The organism is Micromonospora sp. NBC_00389 (assembly GCF_036059255.1).
Lineage (GTDB): Bacteria > Actinomycetota > Actinomycetes > Mycobacteriales > Micromonosporaceae > Micromonospora.
This window is the reverse complement of the sequence record NZ_CP107947.1, coordinates 5,811,972-5,831,675: the sequence shown is the minus strand read 5'-3', so window position 1 is coordinate 5,831,675 and position 19,704 is coordinate 5,811,972. Positions and strand designations below refer to the sequence as shown.

General features: G+C 72.8%; 20 protein-coding genes and 1 pseudogene. 14 read left to right on the top strand and 7 right to left on the bottom strand.

Going from position 1 to position 19,704, the window contains the following annotated elements:
• Nucleotides 1-10 precede the first annotated feature (10 nt).
• Both OG470_RS27585 and OG470_RS27580 read right to left on the bottom strand, forming a co-directional pair.
• Nucleotides 11-673, bottom strand: coding sequence for a response regulator transcription factor (locus tag OG470_RS27585; protein ID WP_328416839.1), 663 nt, complete (start codon nt 671-673; stop codon nt 11-13).
• The gene (locus OG470_RS27580; RefSeq protein ID WP_328416837.1) at nt 670-1,800 is read right to left on the bottom strand and encodes a sensor histidine kinase; all 1,131 of its coding nucleotides are present in this window, start codon (nt 1,798-1,800) and stop codon (nt 670-672) included. The genes OG470_RS27585 and OG470_RS27580 overlap by 4 nt, the downstream gene beginning before the upstream one ends.
• A 274-nt stretch (nt 1,801-2,074) precedes the next feature.
• Here OG470_RS27580 and OG470_RS27575 point away from each other — a divergent pair, with 274 nt between their 5' ends.
• Nucleotides 2,075-2,473 (top strand): DUF6223 family protein, encoded by a 399-nt coding sequence (locus tag OG470_RS27575; RefSeq protein WP_328416835.1) that lies wholly within the window; start codon nt 2,075-2,077, stop codon nt 2,471-2,473.
• A 76-nt stretch (nt 2,474-2,549) separates the two neighbouring features.
• On the opposite strand, the gene OG470_RS27570 is transcribed toward OG470_RS27575, so the two are convergent.
• Nucleotides 2,550-5,186, bottom strand: a complete 2,637-nt coding sequence (locus OG470_RS27570) for an AAA family ATPase (protein ID WP_328416833.1) — start codon at nt 5,184-5,186, stop codon at nt 2,550-2,552.
• A 321-nt stretch (nt 5,187-5,507) separates the two neighbouring features.
• Here OG470_RS27570 and OG470_RS27565 point away from each other — a divergent pair, with 321 nt between their 5' ends.
• From OG470_RS27565 to OG470_RS27530, 8 genes are all read left to right on the top strand, one after another.
• On the top strand, nt 5,508-5,690 hold the full coding sequence (locus tag OG470_RS27565) for a mersacidin/lichenicidin family type 2 lantibiotic (RefSeq protein ID WP_328416831.1): 183 nt from the start codon (nt 5,508-5,510) through the stop codon (nt 5,688-5,690).
• Nucleotides 5,691-5,781: 91 nt separating this feature from the next.
• Complete coding sequence (locus OG470_RS27560; protein WP_328416829.1) at nt 5,782-8,964, top strand: type 2 lanthipeptide synthetase LanM family protein; 3,183 nt, start codon at nt 5,782-5,784, stop codon at nt 8,962-8,964.
• Nucleotides 8,965-9,008: 44 nt separating this feature from the next.
• Nucleotides 9,009-11,177, top strand: a complete 2,169-nt coding sequence (locus tag OG470_RS27555; RefSeq protein ID WP_328426637.1) for a peptidase domain-containing ABC transporter — start codon at nt 9,009-9,011, stop codon at nt 11,175-11,177.
• A complete protein-coding gene (locus tag OG470_RS27550) occupies nt 11,159-11,791 on the top strand; it encodes a flavoprotein (RefSeq protein ID WP_328416827.1) in 633 nt (210 codons plus the stop codon). The genes OG470_RS27555 and OG470_RS27550 overlap by 19 nt, the downstream gene beginning before the upstream one ends.
• Nucleotides 11,784-12,440: a DUF3105 domain-containing protein gene (locus OG470_RS27545; RefSeq protein WP_328416825.1), complete on the top strand. Its 657-nt coding sequence runs from the start codon at nt 11,784-11,786 to the stop codon at nt 12,438-12,440. The genes OG470_RS27550 and OG470_RS27545 overlap by 8 nt, the downstream gene beginning before the upstream one ends.
• A 125-nt stretch (nt 12,441-12,565) precedes the next feature.
• Nucleotides 12,566-12,811, top strand: coding sequence for a hypothetical protein (locus OG470_RS27540; protein WP_328416823.1), 246 nt, complete (start codon nt 12,566-12,568; stop codon nt 12,809-12,811).
• A gap of 123 nt (nt 12,812-12,934) precedes the next feature.
• Nucleotides 12,935-13,405 carry a phage holin family protein gene (locus OG470_RS27535; RefSeq protein WP_328416821.1) on the top strand — a complete coding sequence of 157 codons (471 nt, stop codon included), beginning with the start codon at nt 12,935-12,937 and terminating at the stop codon, nt 13,403-13,405.
• 183 nt (nt 13,406-13,588) lie between these two features.
• Nucleotides 13,589-14,074, top strand: coding sequence for a hypothetical protein (locus OG470_RS27530; protein WP_328416819.1), 486 nt, complete (start codon nt 13,589-13,591; stop codon nt 14,072-14,074).
• A 52-nt stretch (nt 14,075-14,126) separates the two neighbouring features.
• Here OG470_RS27530 and OG470_RS27525 read toward each other — a convergent pair whose 3' ends face one another.
• A complete protein-coding gene (locus tag OG470_RS27525; RefSeq protein ID WP_328416817.1) occupies nt 14,127-14,633 on the bottom strand; it encodes a MarR family winged helix-turn-helix transcriptional regulator in 507 nt (168 codons plus the stop codon).
• A gap of 92 nt (nt 14,634-14,725) precedes the next feature.
• Here OG470_RS27525 and OG470_RS37385 point away from each other — a divergent pair.
• From OG470_RS37385 to OG470_RS27500, 5 genes and pseudogenes are all read left to right on the top strand, one after another.
• Nucleotides 14,726-15,385 (top strand): annotated as a pseudogene (locus tag OG470_RS37385) (MFS transporter); the annotation flags it as partial.
• A gap of 118 nt (nt 15,386-15,503) precedes the next feature.
• Nucleotides 15,504-16,040, top strand: a complete 537-nt coding sequence (locus OG470_RS27515) for an MFS transporter (RefSeq protein WP_328416814.1) — start codon at nt 15,504-15,506, stop codon at nt 16,038-16,040.
• Nucleotides 16,041-16,078: 38 nt separating this feature from the next.
• Nucleotides 16,079-16,999 carry an EamA family transporter gene (locus OG470_RS27510; RefSeq protein ID WP_328416812.1) on the top strand — a complete coding sequence of 307 codons (921 nt, stop codon included), beginning with the start codon at nt 16,079-16,081 and terminating at the stop codon, nt 16,997-16,999.
• 76 nt (nt 17,000-17,075) lie between these two features.
• Nucleotides 17,076-17,525, top strand: a complete 450-nt coding sequence (locus tag OG470_RS27505) for a hypothetical protein (RefSeq protein ID WP_328416810.1) — start codon at nt 17,076-17,078, stop codon at nt 17,523-17,525.
• Between the two features lie 139 nt (nt 17,526-17,664).
• Nucleotides 17,665-18,102, top strand: coding sequence for a nitroreductase/quinone reductase family protein (locus tag OG470_RS27500; RefSeq protein ID WP_328416808.1), 438 nt, complete (start codon nt 17,665-17,667; stop codon nt 18,100-18,102).
• Here OG470_RS27500 and OG470_RS27495 read toward each other — a convergent pair.
• The 3 genes from OG470_RS27495 to OG470_RS27485 all read right to left on the bottom strand — a co-directional run bounded on the left by OG470_RS27495 (nt 18,059) and on the right by OG470_RS27485 (nt 19,583).
• Entirely contained in the window at nt 18,059-18,277 is a 219-nt protein-coding gene (locus OG470_RS27495) for an FUSC family protein (RefSeq protein ID WP_328416806.1), read from the bottom strand. The genes OG470_RS27500 and OG470_RS27495 overlap by 44 nt on opposite strands.
• A 93-nt stretch (nt 18,278-18,370) precedes the next feature.
• Nucleotides 18,371-19,297, bottom strand: a complete 927-nt coding sequence (locus OG470_RS27490; RefSeq protein WP_328416804.1) for a 5'-3' exonuclease — start codon at nt 19,295-19,297, stop codon at nt 18,371-18,373.
• Between the two features lie 58 nt (nt 19,298-19,355).
• Nucleotides 19,356-19,583 (bottom strand): hypothetical protein, encoded by a 228-nt coding sequence (locus OG470_RS27485; protein WP_328416802.1) that lies wholly within the window; start codon nt 19,581-19,583, stop codon nt 19,356-19,358.
• Between the last annotated feature and the right edge of the window lie 121 nt (nt 19,584-19,704).

The following is a 19,704-nucleotide window of genomic DNA, read 5'->3' as shown; positions in this document are numbered from 1 at the left end:
TCGGCGGGCGTCAGCGGTTGCGCGGGACCACCAGGCCGGATTCGTAGGCGAGGACCACGAGTTGGGCGCGGTCACGGGCATGGAGCTTGGTCATCGCCCGGTTGATGTGGGTCTTGGCGGTCATCGGGCTGATCACCATGCGTTCGGCGATCTGGTCGTTGGACAGGCCCTGCGCGAGGAGGGCGACGGTCTCGCGTTCGCGGGTGGTCAGCCCCTTCAGCGTCGTGCCGACGCCGGTGTGGAGCGGCTCGGTGACGTACCGGTTGATCAGCTTGCGGGTGATCGACGGGGCGAGCAGCGCGTCGCCGCGCGCGGCGACCCGGATGGCGTGCAGAAAGTCCGCCGGCTCGATGTCCTTGACCAGGAACCCGGCGGCGCCGGCGCGCAGCGCGTGGAAAACGTGTTCGTCGAGGCCGTAGTTGGTCAGGATGACGACGTGCACCCGGGCCAGGGTCGGGTCCGCGGCGATCCGCCGGGTCGCCTCGATGCCGTCCATGACCGGCATCTGGATATCGATGAGCGCGATGTCGGGCAGGTGTTCCCTGGCGAGAACCAGGCCCTCCCTGCCGTCGGCGGCCTCGGCCACCACCTCGATGTCGTCTTCGACGTCGAGGAGCGCGCGGAAGCCGCTGCGCAGCAGCGGCTGATCGTCGACCAGCAGTACGCGGATCATGACGTGCGGCCCACGGGGAGTTCGGCGTGGACGGTGAAGCCGCCCCCGTTGCGCGGCTCCGCCCGCAGGCGACCGCCGAGGGCGGTGACTCGCTCGCGCATCCCGAGCAGCCCGACGCCAGGCATCGGGGCGGTGTCCGGCGTGGCCTCGCCGTCGTCGTCGACTCGGATCGCGAGGGCGTCCGGACGGTAGTCGATCCGGACCGACGCCGTCGCGGCGGCCGCGTGACGGGCGATGTTGGTGAGGGACTCCTGAACGATCCGGTACGCGGTCCGGTCCACCGCGGCCGGCACCTCGTGGCGTTGCCCTCCGATCGTCAACGTCGCGTCCAGGCCGGTCAGCCGGGCCCGTTCCACCAGTTCCGGGAGATGGTCGAGCCCATGCGGCGGGGTCGTGTCGTCGTCGCGCAGCGCCTCCAGGGTCGCTCGCAGCTCCCGGGTCGCCTCGCGACCGGCCTCCCGGATCGCCAACAGCGCCTCCGGCACCTCTTCACCCCGTTTGCGGGCCAGGTGGACAGCCACCTCGGCCTGCACCTTGATGATCGAGATCTGGTGGGTGAGCGAGTCGTGCAACTCCCGCGCGATGTGCAGCCGCTCCTCGTCAGCGCGGCGGCGCGCGGTCTCCTCCCGGGTGCGCTCGGCTTCGTCCGCCCGCCGCTCGGCCTGCCGCAGCGCTTCACCCGCGGCACCGGCGGCGACCAGCCAGGCCACCTCCAGGGCACCCCGGGCGCGAGCGAGCGCCTCGGCCACGGACATGTCCTGCGGCAGGGCGAGGGCCGCGACCGGGAGAGCGGCCAGCATCAGCACCGCCGCTAGGACCGTGCTGACGCGGTGGCCCGCCCGTACGGCGGCGTACACCGCGAACAGGAACGCGACGGCGGGCACGTCAAAACCGACCGCCTGGTAACCCACCGCGCACAGCCCGGTGACGGCCAGGACGGGAACCGGAGCCCGGCGGCGCGCGACCAGAGCCAGCCCACCGGCCACCAACAGTACGTAGCCGAGTAGGTCAAGGTCCGTGGTGGAGTGGTTCTCGGACAGCCCGGCGACCACCAGCACCGCTGCCACGCAAACGGCGATCGCCCAATCGGTGACAGCGGCCCGATCGCCGGACCGTCCTGTGCTCATGGCCGCACCTTAGTCCGATGTCGCTGCTGGCGACTCCTGCTCACGGACGAGCGGCTGTCTACCGCGAACGCAGTACCTTCCCGGCGCCTGCGGCGTCCGCAGTAGTCGGGTGCGTCATCGGCGGCAGCGCGAATTGCCTGCATCTGCTGGACGACTGGCGGTGCGCCCGGCGACATGATCAGGCGGCATCCGAAACCTCGGCAGGCAGCCGCACGAATTTGGAGAGAACATGAACCCACCGGGAGCCCTGACGTCAGTCCGACGTGTACTCACCGTGGCCGGAGCCGTCCTGCTCGGAGGTTTCGGGTTCGCCGCACCGGCGGTAGCGAACGTCTCGGCCCAGCCGACCGCCGCCGATGTCTACGCCATGAGCGCCGGGCGACTCGGGGCAAGCGTGGCCGCCGTGCTGGGGCTGGCCGGCGCGATCATCGGTGGGCTGGCGCTGGCCCGCCCCACCGGTCGTATCGGCACCAGCAACGGGCTCCTCGGGGCCACCATGGCCCTGGCCGGAGGGCTGATCGGCCTGGCCCTCGGCGGGCTGGTGGTGGCCACCTCCGACAGCGGCATCGGCACCGGCAACGGGCGAGGCGGGGCCTACGTGGCCCTGGTGGTGGGGCTGATCGCCATGGTCCTCGGTGGGCTGGCTCTGGCCCGCTCCCGGCGCACCGGCTGACCCGGCGCACCGGCTGACCCGGCCATGGCGCCGGGTCACCGGATGCTGGACGGGTGCCGTGCGGTCGCAGCCGCCCTCAACCGGCCTGCCGTGCGTCGATCGCCTTGGTCAGTCCGTTCCGGCCCCGCACGCCGAGCTTGACGTACGCCCGCTGAAGATGGTTCTCCACGGTCCGCACCGACAACACCAACTCCGCCGCGATCGCCGCGTTGTCGTGCCCGGTCGAGGCCAGTTCGCAGATCTGCCGTTCCCGCGGAGTCAGCCCGTCCCGGTCCGTTGGCCGAGGGCTCAGGGGCGGCCAGTATCCGTCGCACCGTTCCCGTAGCAGATCCGCCCGACGGGCCAGCAGGTTCGCCCGGCGTTGGTCGCCGCGGCGCCCGCACGCCGCCTCGGCGGCGACCACCGCCTCCAAGCCGAGCGTCAGGTATCCACTGGCCTCCAGCGCGGTGCCGACCCGTTCCAGCGCCGCCGGGTCGTCGCCGGCGAGCGCGTGGGCGTAGTCGGACCACAGTTCGAACAGCGGACTGTCACAGTCGGCCGTGGCCTTGGCCAGTTGCTCAGCGGTCGCGACGCTGGGCTCCAGGCGGGAGAGCAGGTGCAGGCACTCGACCGTGACCGTCGTCGCCTGCTCAGCCCGCCCGTGCAGCTCGCGCAGCATGGCGGTGGCCGTGGCCGGCCGTCCCTCGGCGGCGGTCAGCCAGGCCGTGGTCAGCTCGGCGTCGATGGCCACCAGGCCGCCGGAGTTCCCGTCGCCGTCGGCACGGTCGTCGATGAGCTGCCGCAGCAGTCGTCTGCTCTCGGCCAGCTCACCCAACTGCGCCGCCACGTAGGCGTTGGCCGACAGCACGTAGTCCCGGATCGGGAACAGGGTGTTGGCGGCGAGGGTGCGCGCCTCGTGCAGCCAGCGCATCGACCGGCGCATCTGCCCGGCGTGATAGGCACACTTGCCCCGGGAGAAGGCGAGCAGCCCGACCGCGTCCGCGACGCCCCGGGCCACCGCGTCCTGGTAGTAGCACTGAGCCAGTCGTTCGGCCTCGTGCAGCCGTCCGGACAACAGCAGGGACTGCACGTGGCAGGCCTGCGTCGCGGCCCGCATCGTCGGCCAGGTCTCCGGGATGTCGACGTCGCCGGTGTCGAACATCCGCACCGCCCGTCCCGGCTGCCCGCTGAACAGCAGCAGGTACGGGAGCAGCGCCGCGACGGCCGTCGCCAGCAGGGGGTCCCGGGGCCGATCGGCGGCCAACCGCGCCATGGACGCCCGGGCACCGCCCGCGTCGCCGCCGAACGCCGCGACCCCCACCTCTGCGGCGAGCAGCCCGGAAAGTGCCTCGGTGGGCAGCTCGCGGCGGCCCGCGTCGATCACCGCACGGGCACGGTCGGGCCGTCGACCTCCCCAGTACATGTTCAAGGCCCGCAGCGCCGTCGCCTCCGCGCGGTCCCGCGGGTCGGTGAGGTCGGCCGCCGCGCGGGCCAGGTACCCGTCCGCTTCGTCGCTGCGCCCCTGCGCCACCAGTGCTCGACCCACCTGCCAGTCGCCGCGCGCGGAGTCGATTCGGCGGCCCAGCCGTTCGGCCAGCACCGCGTCGTGCCGGCGTAGCGCGTACTCCGACGCCACCAGCAGGTCGTCCGCGTTGACCGGCAGGTCCGCCTCGCAGCGCCAGGCCGCGATCCGTGCCCGGTCGTCAGTGCCGCCGTCCACCGCGGCGAGTGCCTCGGCCAGGGTCCGGCGCAGCCGGCGGGCCCGCAGCGCCCCGGTGCGGTTGCGGACCACCTCGGCGTACAGCGGGTGGCCGGTCTGCACCAGCACCGCCGCATCGTGGCGGACCAGGCGGATCAGGCCCCGTTCCTCGAGCCGTTCCGCGACGAGCGGGTCCACCGTCCGCTCGATCAGGGCCAGTGGCGCCGGTTCGGCATGAGCGACGTACTGCAGCGCCTCGGCCTCCTCCGGGGTGAGCGTGCCGAGGGTCTGCTCGATGAGGTCGGCCAGATGAGTGGGACACAGTGACTCGGCCGGCCACGTCCACATCCCGTCGCGCTGGACCAGGCCGCCGTCGCGCAGCCCACACCGCACCGCCTCACGCAGGAAGAGCGGGTTGCCCTGACTGATCCGCCACAGCGCGCCGAGGGTCAGACCGTCGACCGGGCCACCGAGCCCTTCGCGGACCAGCAGGGCGGTCTCGTCCGGGTTCAGCGGTGGCACGTGGACCCGGTCGACGGCTCGGGACCGTCGTAGCGCCGCCACCGGCGCGGCGTCCAGGGCGGCGCCGCGCACGCTCGCCACCACTCGCACGGTGCCCCCCGCCACGAGACGTTCGAGCAGTGCGGCGGACGCGTCGTCCAGCCAGTTGAGGTCGTCCACGCCGACCACCACGCCCCGGCCCGCCGCGACCTCGCGCAGGCGGCGCTCCGCGTCCCGGAAGACGTCGGCCACGCTCGCGTCCGACGGCTGCGGCAGGCGGCTGGCGAGCACGCCGAACGGTACGCCGCGCCAGCCTGGCGTGGCGGTGACCCGCAGTACGACATGTTGCCGTCGTAGCGCGTGATCCAGCACCTCCTCCAACAGCCGGCTCTTTCCCACCCCGGCATCGCCGGTGAGCAGGACCCCCTGACCCGCCGGCGCGGTGAGGGCCTCGACCGCCCGGTCCCGCTCGCGCATCCGGCCAACGAAGGGCCATCCGGCGTCTCCGTCGACGAAGCCTCCTGGTGCAGACACGGAACCCCTTCAACCCGGCCGGGTTCCCGCCCCGGGCCCGGTCGCCATCTCCGTCTCGACCCGCTCTCACAGCCGGTCGTGCGCACAGCGGTCTGGGTGGCGCGGGCCTCACCCTCACACACCCTGACGGGTGGTGCCGTCGCCTTCCAGACACGCCTGCACACCTGACGCCCCGATCCGCCGATTCGGTTGTCACGACCGTGACAGCGCCGGTCGGGGGTGAGGTACCGGCTACTCATGTGCCGGCACCCCCCTGGCACGGAGGCTGTTTCTGCCAGCGACCGCCGGGCAGGCCGGCGGTCGTCGTGAAAGGAGCCCTGAATGTCCATCACCGACATCGTCAGCAGCTGGAAGGACGAGTATCGCCGCGCCGCCTCGGCCGAGGCCGTGGAGAGCCACCCGGCCGGCGTGGTCGAGCTGGACCGTGACCAGCTGGAGACGGTGGCCGGCGGTGCCGCCGCGACCACCGGCCACACCACGGCCTGCTGCCACTGCGTCTGCTGATTTCGAACGACCGACCCTCGGGTCCGCACGGGGTCCGGGCCTGGCCCGGACCCCGTCGTCCCGCCCGAATCCACCGCCACGGGAGCACCGAATGTCCGTACCACCGCACCGCGCCGACGACGACCCGACCGCCCGCGCCGAGGAGCGCCTCCTGGCCGCGCTGACCATCACGGAACGGCTGGCCGCGCCCGTGTCGACGGAGACGCCGCCCGGCGAGCGGGCGCGGTGGCGGCTGTCCCGGTGGCGCACCGGCGGCGCGTTCACCGACGATGAGGACTGGCGACGCCGGCTGGCGGCGGAGGGTGTCGACGAGCAGGTGCTCCTCGCGCTCCTGGACGAGACGCCGGAACGGCTCGCCGCCCGCCTCGGCCGGCCCCCGGAGTGGATCCGCCGCCTGCTGGCCTGCTACGGCCAGCCGATGGGCGGGGAGATCGAACCCCAGCTGCTGCCCGGCCGCCCGCTGGACGCCTGCCTCGCCCTGGTGGCGCCAGTGGTCGCGCAGGCCCGCGCCCGGGTGGCGCGACGGACCCGCCAGCTCGCCGACGACGCCCCCGACCTGCTGCCCGCCGACGCCGACCGGCTGGGCCTGACCGGCCTGCTCGACGAGTTGGTGGTGGTCCTCAGCCGGGCCGTCGTTCTGGAACTCAACATTGACCGGCTGCGCGGCACGTCGCCCGGCGAGACGCCGCAGGAGCGCTTCGCGGCCTTCTTCCGCCGGTATCGCTCGCCCGAGGCCGCCCTGACCCTGCTGGCCGAGTACCCGGTCCTGGCACGTCAGGCGTACGAGCTGACCCGCAACTGGGCGGAGCGCACGATCGAGTTCCTGGAGCGGCTCAGCAGCGACGCGCCAACCCTCGGCGCGATCTTCCACGCCGGTGCCCCGGTCGGTCGCCTGGTCGAGGTCCAGGAGACCGGCGACCCGCACCGCGACGGTCGCAGGGTGCTGGTGGCCACCTTCGACACCGGCCTGCGGCTGGTCTACAAGCCCCGCCCCGTCGACGTCGAGGCACGGTTCCAGGACCTGCTGGCCTGGCTCAACGAGCGCGGCGCCGACCTGCACACCTTCACCGTCCTGCCGCGCGGCGAGCACGGCTGGGCCGAGTACGTCGACCTGCGGACCCCCAGCACACCGGCCGGCCACCGCGACTTCGCCCGCCGGGTCGGCGCGTTGCTGGCCCTGCTGCAGGCCGTTGGCGCCACCGACTGCCACCAGGAAAACGTGATCGCCCACGGCGAACATCCCGTCCTGGTGGACCTGGAGACCGTGTTCACCCCGTCGGTCGTCCGGGCCGCGAGTGCCCGTGGTGGAGACGCGATCGCCGACTCGGTGCTCGCCGTCGGCCTGTTGCCACGCGCCGACGAGGCGGCGGGACCGGCCGGCGACGGCTGCAACTGCTCGGCCTGGCAGGCCGAGGGGACCGACGAGATGCGGCTGTGCGCACCCGGCCACCACCATGAGGAGGCCGCCTCCCACGACCCCGCCGCCGCTCCGCCGGTGACCGACGTCGCCCCGCATCTGCCGCAGGTGCTGGCCGGCTTCGACGCGATGTACCTCCTCCTTGCCGACGTACGCGACGAACTGCTGGCCCCGGACGGGCCGGTCACCGCGTTCTCGGCCGACGAGATCCGCGTCGTGCTCCGCCCCACCCGCACCTACCTGCGGCTGCGGGACGCCGCCCTGCACACCGACGCGCTGCAGGACGGCCTCGACACCGAACGCCTGCACGACTGGCTCTGGTCGGGGGTGGCCGAACTGCCGCTGCTGGCGGCCACCGTCGTCGAGGAACGGGCCGAGTTGGCGCGCCGTGACGTGCCGATGTTCACCACCAGGGTGGACTCCCGGGACCTGTGGACCGGTCGGGGACGGCGACTGCCCGGACTGCTGGCCCGGTCGGGCCTCGCTGAGGCGCGTCGTCGGGTCGCCCGGCTCGACGCGGCCGACCTGGCCCGGCAACGCTGGCTGATCGAGGCCGCCTTCGCCTCCCGGGTGGACGCCACCGACGCACCTCATGCACGGGTGCGCTGGCGGCTCGCGGACGTCCCACCGGCACCGACGCCTCCGCCGGCGGCGTACCTGGCCGCCGCGACCGAGGTGGCGGCCCTCGTGGCCGGGCTCGCCGGCCCGGGTGCCGAGCCGACCTGGTTCGGTCTCACGCCCAGCGCCGCGGACCCGGGTCGGTGGGCGCCAGCGCCGTTCGGTCCGCACCTCTACGACGGCGTCGCCGGGGTGGCACTCTTCCTGGCCCACGCCGGACGGCTGAGCGGTGAGCAGCGCTTCACCGACCTCGCCGATCGCGCGGCGGCCGGGCTCGCCGCCCGCGTCCTCGACCGCCGGATCCCCGGCGACCGGATCGGCGCGTTCACCGGCTGGGCGGGGCTGCTCTACACCTTCGGCCACCTCGGAGCGCTGTGGCAGACCCGCCGGTTCACGCCGGTCGTCGACGTGGCACTCGCGCGGATCGTCACGCTGGCCGCCACCGACCAGGCCCCCGATCTGGTCGACGGGTACGCCGGTGCCGTCCTCGCAGTGTGCCGCGCCGGCCTGGATCCCGAGCGGGTCGGGCCGGCCGTGCGCGCCGCTGCCCGACGACTGTGCGTCGCCGCCGACCGCTACTCGCACCCCGCCGGAGCGGCGACCGGCGTCCCCCTGGGCGGGCTGTCCCACGGTTCGGCCGGGCTCGCCGCCGCGTTGGCCCAGGCCCGGCAGGCGACCGGCGAGCCCGGGTACGCCGACGCCGCTGCCCGCGCCCTGGCCTACGACCGCAGCCTGTTCCGCCCGGCGCTGGCGAACTGGGCCGACCTGCGCCGCCCCGGGCAGAGCACGGTGACCTGGTGCCACGGCGCCCCGGGGATCGGCCTGTCGCGGCTGCTCGTCCGCGACGCCCTCGGCACCGACGAGGTCCTGGACGCGGAGATCTCCACGGCGGTCGCCACCACCCTGGCCACCGGCTTCGGTCGCAACCACTCGTTGTGCCATGGCGACCTCGGCAATCTCGACCTGCTGCTGGCGGCCGCCCCGCAGCAGGTGGCGGCACCCGCCGCAGCGGTGCTGCGCGACGGTCTCGCCGGCGGCTGGCGCTGCGCGAACCCGACGGCGCTCGCCTCACCGGAGCTGATGACCGGCCTGTCGGGGATCGGACTTGCCCTGCTGCGGCTGGCCGCACCCGGCCGAGTGCCGTCGGTGCTCCTGCTGGCGCCCCCGACGGATGCGCCGGTGCGCGACCGCATCACCACCAGCAGGCTCGGCGATCGGGGGCGGCAGTGCGCCGCCTGACCGTCGTCCCGGGGTGGCCGGGCCGGCGGCGGGTGCCGCTGGTGATGCAGATGACCGACGCTGACTGCGGCGCCGCCTGCCTGGCCATGGTCTCCCGCCGGCACGGCGTACGCGCCTCGCTGGCCCGGGTGCGGGAAGGGCTGGACGTCGGCCGTGACGGGGTCACCGCGCGGGCGCTGCTGGCCGCGGCTCCGCGGTTCGGGTTGCGCGGCCGGGCTTTCCGGGCCGACGCCGGTCAGGTCGGGGCACTGCCCCTGCCGGCCATCGCGCACTGGGAGGACGCCCACTTCGTCGTGGTGGAACACGTCGGTCCGAGAGGGTTCCGGCTCGTCGACCCGGCGCTCGGGCGTCGGCTGCTCACCCCGGCCGAGTTCGCCGCCGGCTTCAGCGGAACGGTGCTGACCTTCACCCACGACCCGCAGTCCGCACCCGAGCCGCCCCCCACCCGGCCCGGTCCGCTGGCCAGGTGGCGGCGCGCTCACCCGCTGCTGCGACCCTTCCTGCCCCGACTGGGAGCCGCGTTCAGCGTCTCGCTCGTGCTGCAGGCGCTGGGACTGGCACTGCCCCTGGCCACCACGGTCACCTTCGACCAGATCATGCCGGCCCGGGAGACCGCCCTCATGCCGTACCTGGCGCTGGGCATCGCGGCACTGGTGCTCACCCAGTTCGGTGTGGCCTACCTGCGGTCCCGGCTCCTGGTCACGCTGCAGGCGAAGGTGGACGCCGCGCTGATGACCCGACTGTTCCGGCATCTGCTGCGCCTGCCGTACGCCTTCTTCCAGCAGCGGGCCAGCGGTGACCTGATGCAGCGGCTGTCCAGCAGCATCCTGCTGCGCGAACTGGTCACCACCCAGGTGCTGACCGCGGTGATCGACGGCGTGCTGGTGATCGCGTACTTCGGTGTGCTGTTCGCCAAGGACCTCGCCTTCGCCGGACTCGCCGCCGCGATCGGCGTCACCCAGGTGGTGGCCGTCGCGGTGGTCAACGGCCGGCTGCTGCGGTTGAACCAGCGCCACCTGACCGTGCAGGCTGACGCGGAGAGCGCGCTGATGGAGGCGCTGTCGGGCATCGCGACCGTCAAGTCGATGGGTGCCGAGCGGCAGGTGTTCGACGGCTGGCTGCGCCGCTACACCACGGCACTGGACGCCGACGTCGCCCAGAACCGGCTCTCCGCAACGGTCGCGAACATCACCGCGAGCGTCCAGCTCGCCGGGCCACTGGCGCTGCTGTGGCTCGGCACCGGTCGACTGTTCGACGGCGCTGGCCTCGGCCAGACCCTGGGCCTGCAGGCGCTGGCGCTGTCCGCGCTCATCCCGCTCGCCTCCCTGGTGGCCAGCGCCCAGGTCCTCCAGTCGGTCGTGTCGCACCTGCAACGCCTGCGCGATGTCTTCGCCGCCCAGCCCGAACCGGCCGGGGACCCCGACCTGCCCGCGCCCCGGCTCACCGGCCGGATCAGTGTCCGCGACCTGAGCTTCCGCTACGACGGCGGCGCCGCGCCGGTGTTGCGGGACGTCTCCTTCGACGTCGCGCCGGGAGAGAAGGTCGCCGTGGTGGGTCCGTCGGGCAGCGGCAAGAGCACACTGGCCATGCTGCTGACCGGCCTCTACCGGCCCACCGGCGGGGAGATCCTCTTCGACGGGGTGCCGCTGTCGCGGATCGACCCGACCGCGCTGCGCCGTCAGTTCGGTGTGGTGCTGCAGGAGAGCTACCTGTTCCGGGATTCCATCCGGCGCAACATCAGCCTCGTGCACCCGGGCGTCGGCATGCCGGCGATCCGGGCGGCCGCCGAGGTCGCCGCGATCGACCAGGACATCGCGGCGATGCCGATGGGGTACGACACCCAGGTCGCCGAGCGGGGCCAGGCCCTCTCCGGCGGGCAGCGGCAGCGGCTGTCCATCGCGCGGGCCGTGGCGGGGCAGCCCGCCGTGCTCCTGCTCGACGAGGCGACCAGCCACCTCGACGTGGCCACCGAGCGGCGCGTCGACCAGGCCATCTCGGCGATGCGCTGCACCCGGATCGTGGTGGCCCACCGCCTGAGCACCGTCCGTAACGCCGACCAGATCCTCGTCGTCGCCGCAGGCCGAATCGTGGAGCGCGGGCGGCACGACGACCTGCTGCATGCCGGGGGCGTCTACGCCGACCTGGTCCGGTGTCAGTTGACCGACGACGAACCCGCCCGTTCAGGAGGCGACCCGTGGATACCCGTACCGTGACCGCCGGCGAAGCGCCGGACCGCCCCGCCGCGTCCGCCGACGTCGACCCGAAGGCGTTCCCGGCGCGGCGGGTCCTCGTCGCCGCCTGTGGCTCCGCGGACGTCCTGACCCTGCCCCAGTCGATCATGGTGATGCGACACGCGTTGGGGCTCGACGTCCGGGTCGTGCTCACTGCCGCCGCGGCCCGCTTCGTCCCGGCCCGTTCGTTCGCTCTGCTGACCGGACACCCGGCCCTCACCGACGAGGAGGCGATGACGGAGGTTCCGCACCTGGCCCTGTCGGCGTGGGCGGATCTGGTGCTCGTCATGCCGGCCACCGCCAACACCCTGGCCAAGGCGGCTCTGGGGATCGCCGACAATCTGGTCGGCACCTGCGTGCTGGCCGCCGCCGCTCCCGTCGTGCTGGTGCCGTCGATGAACTCGGCGATGTGGCAGCGCCCGGCGGTGCAGCGCAACGTGGCGCAGTTGCGCGCCGACGGGTACGGCGTGGTGCCGCCCGTACCCGTGCTCGCCCTGAGCACCGGCACCCTCGCCGGCCGGGGGATGCCGGCCGTCGAGGTGGTACTGGAGTGGGCCGCCGTCCACCTGCGCGGCGGGGGAGAAGGTCGTGGCTGAGGCGCGCCCCGGGTACGGGCCGCGGATCGCCGCGGTGGCCGTCGCATTCGGCGTCGTCCTGCTCGTGGTGGCGATCATCCCGTTCCTTCGCGCGTACGCCGACCCGGTCGCCCGCCGGCCTGCCGCCGCGATCGGGGTCGCCGCCGACCGGGCCGGATGCGACCCGGAGTTGACCGACCCGATCCGCGGCGCTGGCGTCCACGTCGGCCCCGGCACCGCCGAGCCGCACGTCACCCGGATCCAGTACGACCTGGTCCCGCCGTCGTCCGGGCCACACTTCGTGGTGCCGGCCCCGACCGTGCGCCGGTTCTACACCGCCCGGGACCGTCCGCCTGTCGAGACGTTGGTCCACAACCTCGAACACGGGTACACCATCCTCTGGTACGTCGAACCGCTCGCTCACGACCAGATCGAGGCGCTGCGGGCGCTGGCCCGAAAGCTCGGTGGCGACCGGTACGGGGGCAGGTTCGTGGTGGCGCCGTGGGACCCCGGGTACGGGGCGTTCCCGGCCGGCCGTCCGATCGCCCTGTCGCACTGGGGCGCGCACGCCGGGTACCGGCAGTTCTGCGCCTCGGTCAGTGGCGCCGTCGTGGAGCGGTTCGTCCTGGCGCATCCGGCGGGCGACGCGCCCGAGCCGACCGGGATGTGACGCCCAGATCGTCAACCGGGCAGGAGGCCGGACGTGTGGCGTGACGTGCCCGCCGGGCGGGTGGCGGACACCGGGGCGGCAGGGCAGGTGGTCTTGGTGTCCTCCACCGGCGCGGCGGTGGCGAGATGGACGGATACCTCGCGTTACTGGCGGGCCTCGCCGCTCCGGGCGCGACCGTCTTCGTCCTGGCGGTGTCACTGAAGGCGGGCCACGGCTGGGGCGTGACTGAGGAGTTGCTGCGGACGGGATTCCCCGAGCCGGAATGGTTCGACACGCAGATCGAGGAGACCGAGGTGGCCGCAAAGACAGGCGGCCAGGAACTTATTCTGCCCGGCTACCTGCTCCGCACGATCCGGGCATCCGACACCTAGCCTCGACCGGCGACGGCCGGAACGCATTGTTCGTCCCTGCCCGGAACAGCCCTGGACAGGCATGGCGGTGACGTTCGTGGGTAAGCGGCTGCCCGCAGCGGACGCGGAAGGGGTGACCTGACCATGAGTGACCCGGCGGCGGAACGGTCCCGAGGAGCCGAAAGGCCGGTCGGTGCGACAGATCGCCTGGCCGCGGACGTGGCCGAGGTGGTGCGTGAGGAGGTCCGGGAGGTACGCAGCCAGTTGATGAGGGTGGCTCGTCCGACCGGAGTGGGGCTGGCGCTGCTCGCGACCGCCGGGGGATGTCTCGTCCTGGGAGCCGGCGCAGCTTCGGCGACCGCGCTGCGCATGCTGGAGACCTTTCTGCCCCGCCGGCTGGCTACCGCGGGCCTCACCGGCGGCTACCTCGTGGCCGCCGTTGTGCTGGGACGGGCCGGCCTGCAGCAGCTGCGGGCGGCCGGAGGCGGCTCGGCCTGGCTGGCCGACGAGATGCAGCAAGCCGTCTCCACCACCGCGAGTCAGGTGGTGCCGGCCGGTGCAGCCGCCGTTCGGGGCGAACTCGACCGGTGGGGTTCCGGGCGGGACGACGGCTGATGTGGACACGCGGGGACAGGTAGCGTCGCTGGTGAACGGTGCCGCAGTGCGAGCGGCTTCAGTACGCCGATGAACCGCAGAGTTCCGGGATCCGGCAATGACTGACGGGGCTTACTGCGCCGTGCCGGCGAGCAACCGCCGTCGGACGAGAGCCCGCGCGAGCGCGTACCGTCTGGACGACGCGTGGCCGTACACCTCGTCGCCGCCTTCGCGCTCGGAGTGGCGATTGGCGGCGTCGGTGTTGCCAAGCTGCAGGACCGTCGCGATGAGCGGGCGCAGTCAGCCACGGTCGCACTTGTGGCCATGGCCGGCGGGAGCAACGGGGGCGATCGAGGCAACGGAACCGCGGACCTGGACGCCCAGCTGATAGTGATCAATGCTGGTCATGCGCCGATTACCGCTCGTGTTGTGGGAGCGCAGGAGTCCGGCGTTCTGGTGCGCGACGCTGGCCAGCCGCAGTTGTTGGATCCAGGCGGCACAGGGGTGATCGATCTCCGGGTGACGGTTGAGTGCGAGATCGCCGAGCCCGATCCTCTGCCGATGCGCTTCTCGGTCCAGACCGCGGACCAGCGAACCCACGAGATCAGCTATACCGTCGCGGTTGAGGGAAGCGCTTGGCATCAGCGTGTCGACGCACTGTGCGACCCTGGCCCCGCTACGACAGGGTGACCGGCGGAGCGGCCACGCCACGCCACGCCACGCCACGCCGCAGTGGTGCGATTCAGCAGGCGGCGAGCAGCGTACGGAGTAGTCCTGCGAGTTGCTCACGCTGCGCGGCCGGTAGCTGGTTCAGTGCCGCCGCCTGCTCGGCGAGCCCGGCGGTGAGCGCCTCGTCCACCACCTGTCGACCCTTGGTGGTCAACCGGGCACGCAGCGCACGCCGGTCGGCCGGATCGGGAATCCGCTGCACCAGCTCGGCCCGCTCCAGCTTGTCCAACCGGCCGGTCATGCCGCCGGTGGTGAGCATCAGGGCCGCCGACAACTGGCTCGGCGACAGCGTGTACGGCTCGCCGGCGCGGCGCAGGGTGGCGAGCACGTCGAACTCACCGCGTCCGATGCCGCTCGGCGCGTACGCCCGCTCGACCCGGTCTCCCATCAGGCGGGAGATCCGGTAGATCCGGCCGAAGACCTCCATCGGGAGGGTCTCAAGCTCGGGGCGCTCGGCCGCCCACTGACCGACGATCACGTCCACCCCGTCACCGGTTGCCGTCGCTCTCTTCTGCCGCATGGTCCGATTGTGTCACACCTCATACAAGCTCAGATGCTCCTGACTAAGTTTCTTAGTCCTAAGCTATCTGCAAGCTAACGGGAGGCGGCACGATGACCAGACGAAACCCCGGCGAGCGGGCCCTCATCACCGGCATGACGATCGACGCGCTGGGCTCCGGGATGTACGTCCCGTTCTCGCTCGTCTTCTTTCAGAGGGTCACCGGCCTCCCGCTCACTGCCATCGGCGCGGTGCTGACCGTCGCCGGACTCGCGGGCATGGCGTTGCTGCCGTTGGCGGGCGCCGCCGTCGACCGGTTCGGCGCGCGCCGGATGCAGTTGGTCGGGTACACCGTGCGGGGCCTGGGCTTTGCCGCGTACCCGCTCGCGGTCACCCTGCCAGCGTTCGCGGCCGTCGCATTGTTCACCGCCGCCGGCGACCGGGCCTTCCCGGCAATCCAGCAGGCGACCATCGGCGACATCGCCGAGGGAGCGGACCGTGACCGCCTCAACGCCCTGGCCCGCAGCCTGCGCAACGGCGGTCTCGGCGCCGGGGGGCTGATCGCCTCACTGATCATCGGGCTGGCCGGCGACGCGGGGTTCACCGTCACCGCCTGGCTCAACGCGGCAAGCTTCCTGGTCGCGGCGCTGTTCGCTCGTCGGGTGCCCCGCCGGATGCCGATGATCCGCTCGCGCGCCCGGATCGGCTACCGCGAGGTGCTCGCCGACCGGCCGTTCCTCGGCCTGACCGGGGCGAACTTCCTCATCGCGCTCGGCTACTCGGCGTTGTCGTTGCTGCTGCCGGCGTACGCGATCACCGTCCTGCACGCCCCCGGCGGCCACCGTCGGCGCGCTGTTCGCGGTCAACACCGCGCTCTGCGCGCTCGCCGGCGTGCCGGTGACCCGGCTCGCGGTCCGGATGGGACGGCGGACCCGGGTGGCCGCGACCGGCGCGGCCGTGTTCGCCCTGGCGTTCCTCGGATTCATCCTGCTCGGCACCGCCCGCCCCGGCAGCACCGCCGTACTGCTCGTCGTGCTGGTCGGTACCACGGTCCTCTATACCGGCGGCGAACTGCTGCACAGCCCGGCCGCGAGCACCTTGGCGATCGCCGCCGCGCCGGAGGACGCCCGGGGTCGATACCTGGCGGCCTACCAACTGTCCTGGTCGCTGGCGGCCACCATCGCGCCTGCGCTGTTCACCGCGCTGCTGGTGGTCGACGGCCGGCTGCCCTGGCTGTTCCTTACCGGATCCGTGCTAGCCGGTGCCGCGCTGATCATCCGGCTCGAACGGCGGCTACCAGCGGCGGCGCTCAACACCTCCGAAGCCCCGACCGTCAATCAAAACCGCCCCGGCGTTCCCGTCGAGCCGAGCGGCACCGAGCCGGGTCACCTCCGGCCCGCCCAGGTCCCCGTGACCGCTGCCGCCTAGTGAGCCACAACTGCTGCCGCCTGTGAGGGGATACCGCGATGAACCGGATGCTCGTCAGCACCGCAATCACACCGATCGTCTGGGGCACGACCTATGCCGTGACCAGCGAACTCCTACCGGACAACCGGCCGTTGCTGGCCGCGGCGCTACGGGCACTGCCGGCCGGCCTCGTCCTGCTCGCGGTGACCCGCCTCCTGCCCCGCGGATCGTGGTGGTGGAAGGCGGCGGTCCTCGGCACGCTGAACATCGGGGTGTTCTTCGCGATGCTCTTCTACGCCGCCTACCGGCTGCCCGGCGGCGTCGCGGCCGTGCTCGGCGCCACCGGCCCGCTGCTCACGGTCGGCCTCTCGGCCGCCCTGCTCCGGATCCGACCCACCATGATCGCGGTGGGCGCTGGACTGCTCGGGGTGCTCGGCGTCTCCTTCGTGGTCCTGCGCCCGGATGCCCAGCTCGACCTGTTGGGCATCCTGGCGGGTCTGTTCGGTACAGCCTCGATGGCCACCGGCACCGTCCTGACGAAACGATGGGGACGCCCGGACGGGGTCGGCGCACTGCCGTTCACCGCGTGGCAGCTCACCGCCGGTGGTCTGCTGCTCGCCCCGGTGGCACTCGTCGCGGAAGGACTGCCGGCCGCCCTGACCGGCACCCATCTCGCCGGGTACGGATACCTGGCCACCGTCGGCACGGCGCTGGCGTACTGGCTCTGGTTCCGCGGGATCGCCGCGCTGCCGGCGACCTCGGTGGCGTTCCTCGCCCTGCTCAGCCCGATCACCGCGGCGGTTCTGGGTTGGCTGGCGCTCAGTCAGACGCTGCGCCCGGTGCAGGTGTTGGGATTGGTCGTCGCGCTGGCCGGCACCCTGCTCGGTCAGTTGCCCGGCCACCCGAGGATCGGCCTCGCGGCACAGGCCACACCGTCTCGGACTACCCCGACCGCACCTCGATCGCCGGTCGCGAGCTGAGGGTCGGGGTGTTCACCGACCGGCCGCTGCTGAGTCAGGGCGGCGGCGACGATGGCGCGCCGCATACGATCGCCAGATGGGAATCTTCTCCACGAAGGACGATTGGCGACCGCCACAACGTCCCGATTGCGCCTGCCACGAGCACCTGGAGGATGTGCTCACGCTGGTCATCCCCAGCCAGGACTGGGACGAAGACCCCACCTTCGAGCAACTGCTTGCGACCGGGTCGCTCGGCGTGCGGCCGGTGAACGCGAAAGAGCGGTTCATGACCGTCTTTGACGAGGAGCAGAACGAGTCTCAGCTTGGCCCGCTGCACTGGGGCATGTGGGCCGCCGATGAGATCTACGGCTGCTATGACGATGACGCCGAGCTGCCCGTCGACAGGTCAATCGCCGCTCGGCCCGGTGTGGACCTGGTCGAGTGGTATGACCGGGAGGAGTTCCTGATCGGAGCACCCGGTTTGTGCGAAAGCGGCATGCTCGCTGCCATTGCGCGGGCGCTGCGAGACCCGAGGGTGCGCGCTTAAGTTCTGGCGCCCGGGGAAACCCGATCTGGTGTGGGAGTTGCGGCGAGCTGAACATCTCGACGGGACGGGGCCATGACGGAATTCGACAGTCGGTGTGGGCGGCACAGCTGTCCGTCGGCGCGAGCGGACGGTTGCTGAGGTGTCGTGGCGGGCAGCGCTGCTCCGCGCGCTCCAGCAGCGCCTGATCAACCCGATCGTCCGGTTCGCGTGGGACGTGAAACTCCCGATCCCCGGCGACGCGCTGTTGGAGACCACCGGACGTCGTACCGGCCGGCTGCGGTACACCCCGGTGTGCGATGGCATGGACGGTGACATCTTCTGGCTGGTCGCCCAGCGGGGGCGCCGCGCCGACTGGGTGCGAAACCTCGAGGCCGATCCCCGGGTCCGGGTCAAGACGGGCGGCGGGCGGAGCGCACGTTGGCGGACCGGGACGGCGCACATCGTCGACGACGATGACCCGCGCGAGCGCCAGCGGTACATCGCGCGGAGCAGTCTCGCTCGCCGGCTCTGTGTCAGCACCTCCGAGGCGGTGGCTACGAGCCCGCTGACGGTGCGCATCGAACTGGACCAACCCTGACGTCGGGTAGCACGGCGGTCGCCGCGGCCTGGGTAATGACCGCAGGACCACCGCCGAGGAAGGTCGTGACAATGATCGCCAGCAGGACGATCACGGCCAGCTGCCACGGGCCGGTGCCGAAGGCGTAGATGAGCCCGTCGCCGAGCCCGATGCCGATCGCAACACCGATGATCAACTGAACGAACGGCGGAACCGCTGCCCGCAGGAGGACCGCGCGGGTGATGTCACCAGCGGGCCGTCACCGGCACCGGAGGCGGCGGATCGGTGGTCAGGCGTCGGCGCGGGCGGCGAGGGCGTCCACCAGGCGGCGGGCGGAGCCGGCCAGGTTCCACGTCCCGGCCAGCTCCAGCAGCCGGTCCGGATCGACGGGCGCGGTCGGCAGTGCGGTGGGCAGCTCCGGCAGTGGCACGTCCAGCGCGACCCGCACCACCGTCGGCGCGACGGCCAGGTAGTCGCGGGCGGCGGCCAGCTTGGCCCGCAGGCCCGGCGCGAAGGACGAGTCAGAGTCGTCCAGGGCGGCCAGGATGCCGGCGATGCTCCCGTACCGCTCGATGAGCCGGGCGGCGGTCTTCTCGCCCACGCCCTGCACCCCCGGCAGCCCGTCGCTTGGGTCGCCGCGCAGCGCGGCGAAGTCGGCGTACCGGTCGGCCGGCACGCCGTAGCGGGCCCGCACCGCGGCGTCGTCGCAGTCGTCAAGCTTGGCCACGCCGCGCCCGACGTAGAGCAGCCGGACCGGCCGGGCGTCGTCGATGAGCTGGAACAGGTCCCGGTCGCCGGAGACCACCTCCACCGGGCCTGGCTGGGTCACCGACAAGGTGCCCAGCACGTCGTCGGCCTCGTAGCCGGTCGCGCCGACGACGGTGATGCCGACCGCGGCCAGCACTTCCAGGATCATCGGCACCTGCGGGGAGAGGGTGTCCGGCACGACCTCGCCGCCCTGCGGGGCCACCCGGTGCGCCTTGTAGGACGGCAGCAGCTCGACCCGCCACGCCGGGCGCCAGTCGTAGTCCATGGCGCAGACCATCCGGTCCGCACCGCGACCCCGGATCAGGGTGGCGAGCATGTCGAGGAAGCCGCGCACCGCGTTGACCGGGGTGCCGTCCTCGGCCCGGGCGGCCGATTCCGGGATGCCGAAGTATGCGCGGAAGTAGAGGCTGGGTGCGTCGATCAGCAGGATCGGGGATCGGTGTGCCACGCCCGACAGCCTGGCACAACCCCCCGACGATCAGGGGTACGCCCGGCCGCCGGCGGCGTCAGCGCCGCTCGTCGTGCTGGTAGACGGTCTCCCGCCGGGCCAGGTACTGCACGACGTAGCTCGCCACCAGCAGCAGGATCGCGACCACCACCTCGACCCAGGCCGCGACACCGTCGGCCACGGTCAGGCCGATGACCAGCAGGACCAGGCCGACCAGCGCGAGAACCCCGGCCCACAGCTGCCGGCGACGGCGCGTCGCCGCCCGGTCCGCCTCGTTCGGTGCCACGTCGGTCCTCCCGGTCGGGATGCCCGCGCGGGCACCCGGATCCAGGCTATGACCCTTCGGGGCGTCCGGCCCGGAAAACCGTCGTGCGGGCCGGTCACCGTGCGGCGCAGTCCGCTCGGTA

What these genes read in the sequence shown, in the direction of transcription:
- OG470_RS27505 (WP_328416810.1), top strand. Translation starts at nt 17,076, where the DNA reads ATGGGAATCTTCTCCACGAAGGACGATTGGCGACCGCCACAACGTCCC.
- OG470_RS27525 (WP_328416817.1), bottom strand. Translation starts at nt 14,633, where the DNA reads ATGCGGCAGAAGAGAGCGACGGCAACCGGTGACGGGGTGGACGTGATC.
- OG470_RS27555 (WP_328426637.1), top strand. Translation starts at nt 9,009, where the DNA reads ATGCAGATGACCGACGCTGACTGCGGCGCCGCCTGCCTGGCCATGGTC.
- OG470_RS27565 (WP_328416831.1), top strand. Translation starts at nt 5,508, where the DNA reads ATGTCCATCACCGACATCGTCAGCAGCTGGAAGGACGAGTATCGCCGC.
- OG470_RS27580 (WP_328416837.1), bottom strand. Translation starts at nt 1,800, where the DNA reads ATGAGCACAGGACGGTCCGGCGATCGGGCCGCTGTCACCGATTGGGCG.
- OG470_RS27510 (WP_328416812.1), top strand. Translation starts at nt 16,079, where the DNA reads ATGAACCGGATGCTCGTCAGCACCGCAATCACACCGATCGTCTGGGGC.
- OG470_RS27585 (WP_328416839.1), bottom strand. Translation starts at nt 673, where the DNA reads ATGATCCGCGTACTGCTGGTCGACGATCAGCCGCTGCTGCGCAGCGGC.
- OG470_RS27560 (WP_328416829.1), top strand. Translation starts at nt 5,782, where the DNA reads ATGTCCGTACCACCGCACCGCGCCGACGACGACCCGACCGCCCGCGCC.
- OG470_RS27540 (WP_328416823.1), top strand. Translation starts at nt 12,566, where the DNA reads ATGGACGGATACCTCGCGTTACTGGCGGGCCTCGCCGCTCCGGGCGCG.
- OG470_RS27535 (WP_328416821.1), top strand. Translation starts at nt 12,935, where the DNA reads ATGAGTGACCCGGCGGCGGAACGGTCCCGAGGAGCCGAAAGGCCGGTC.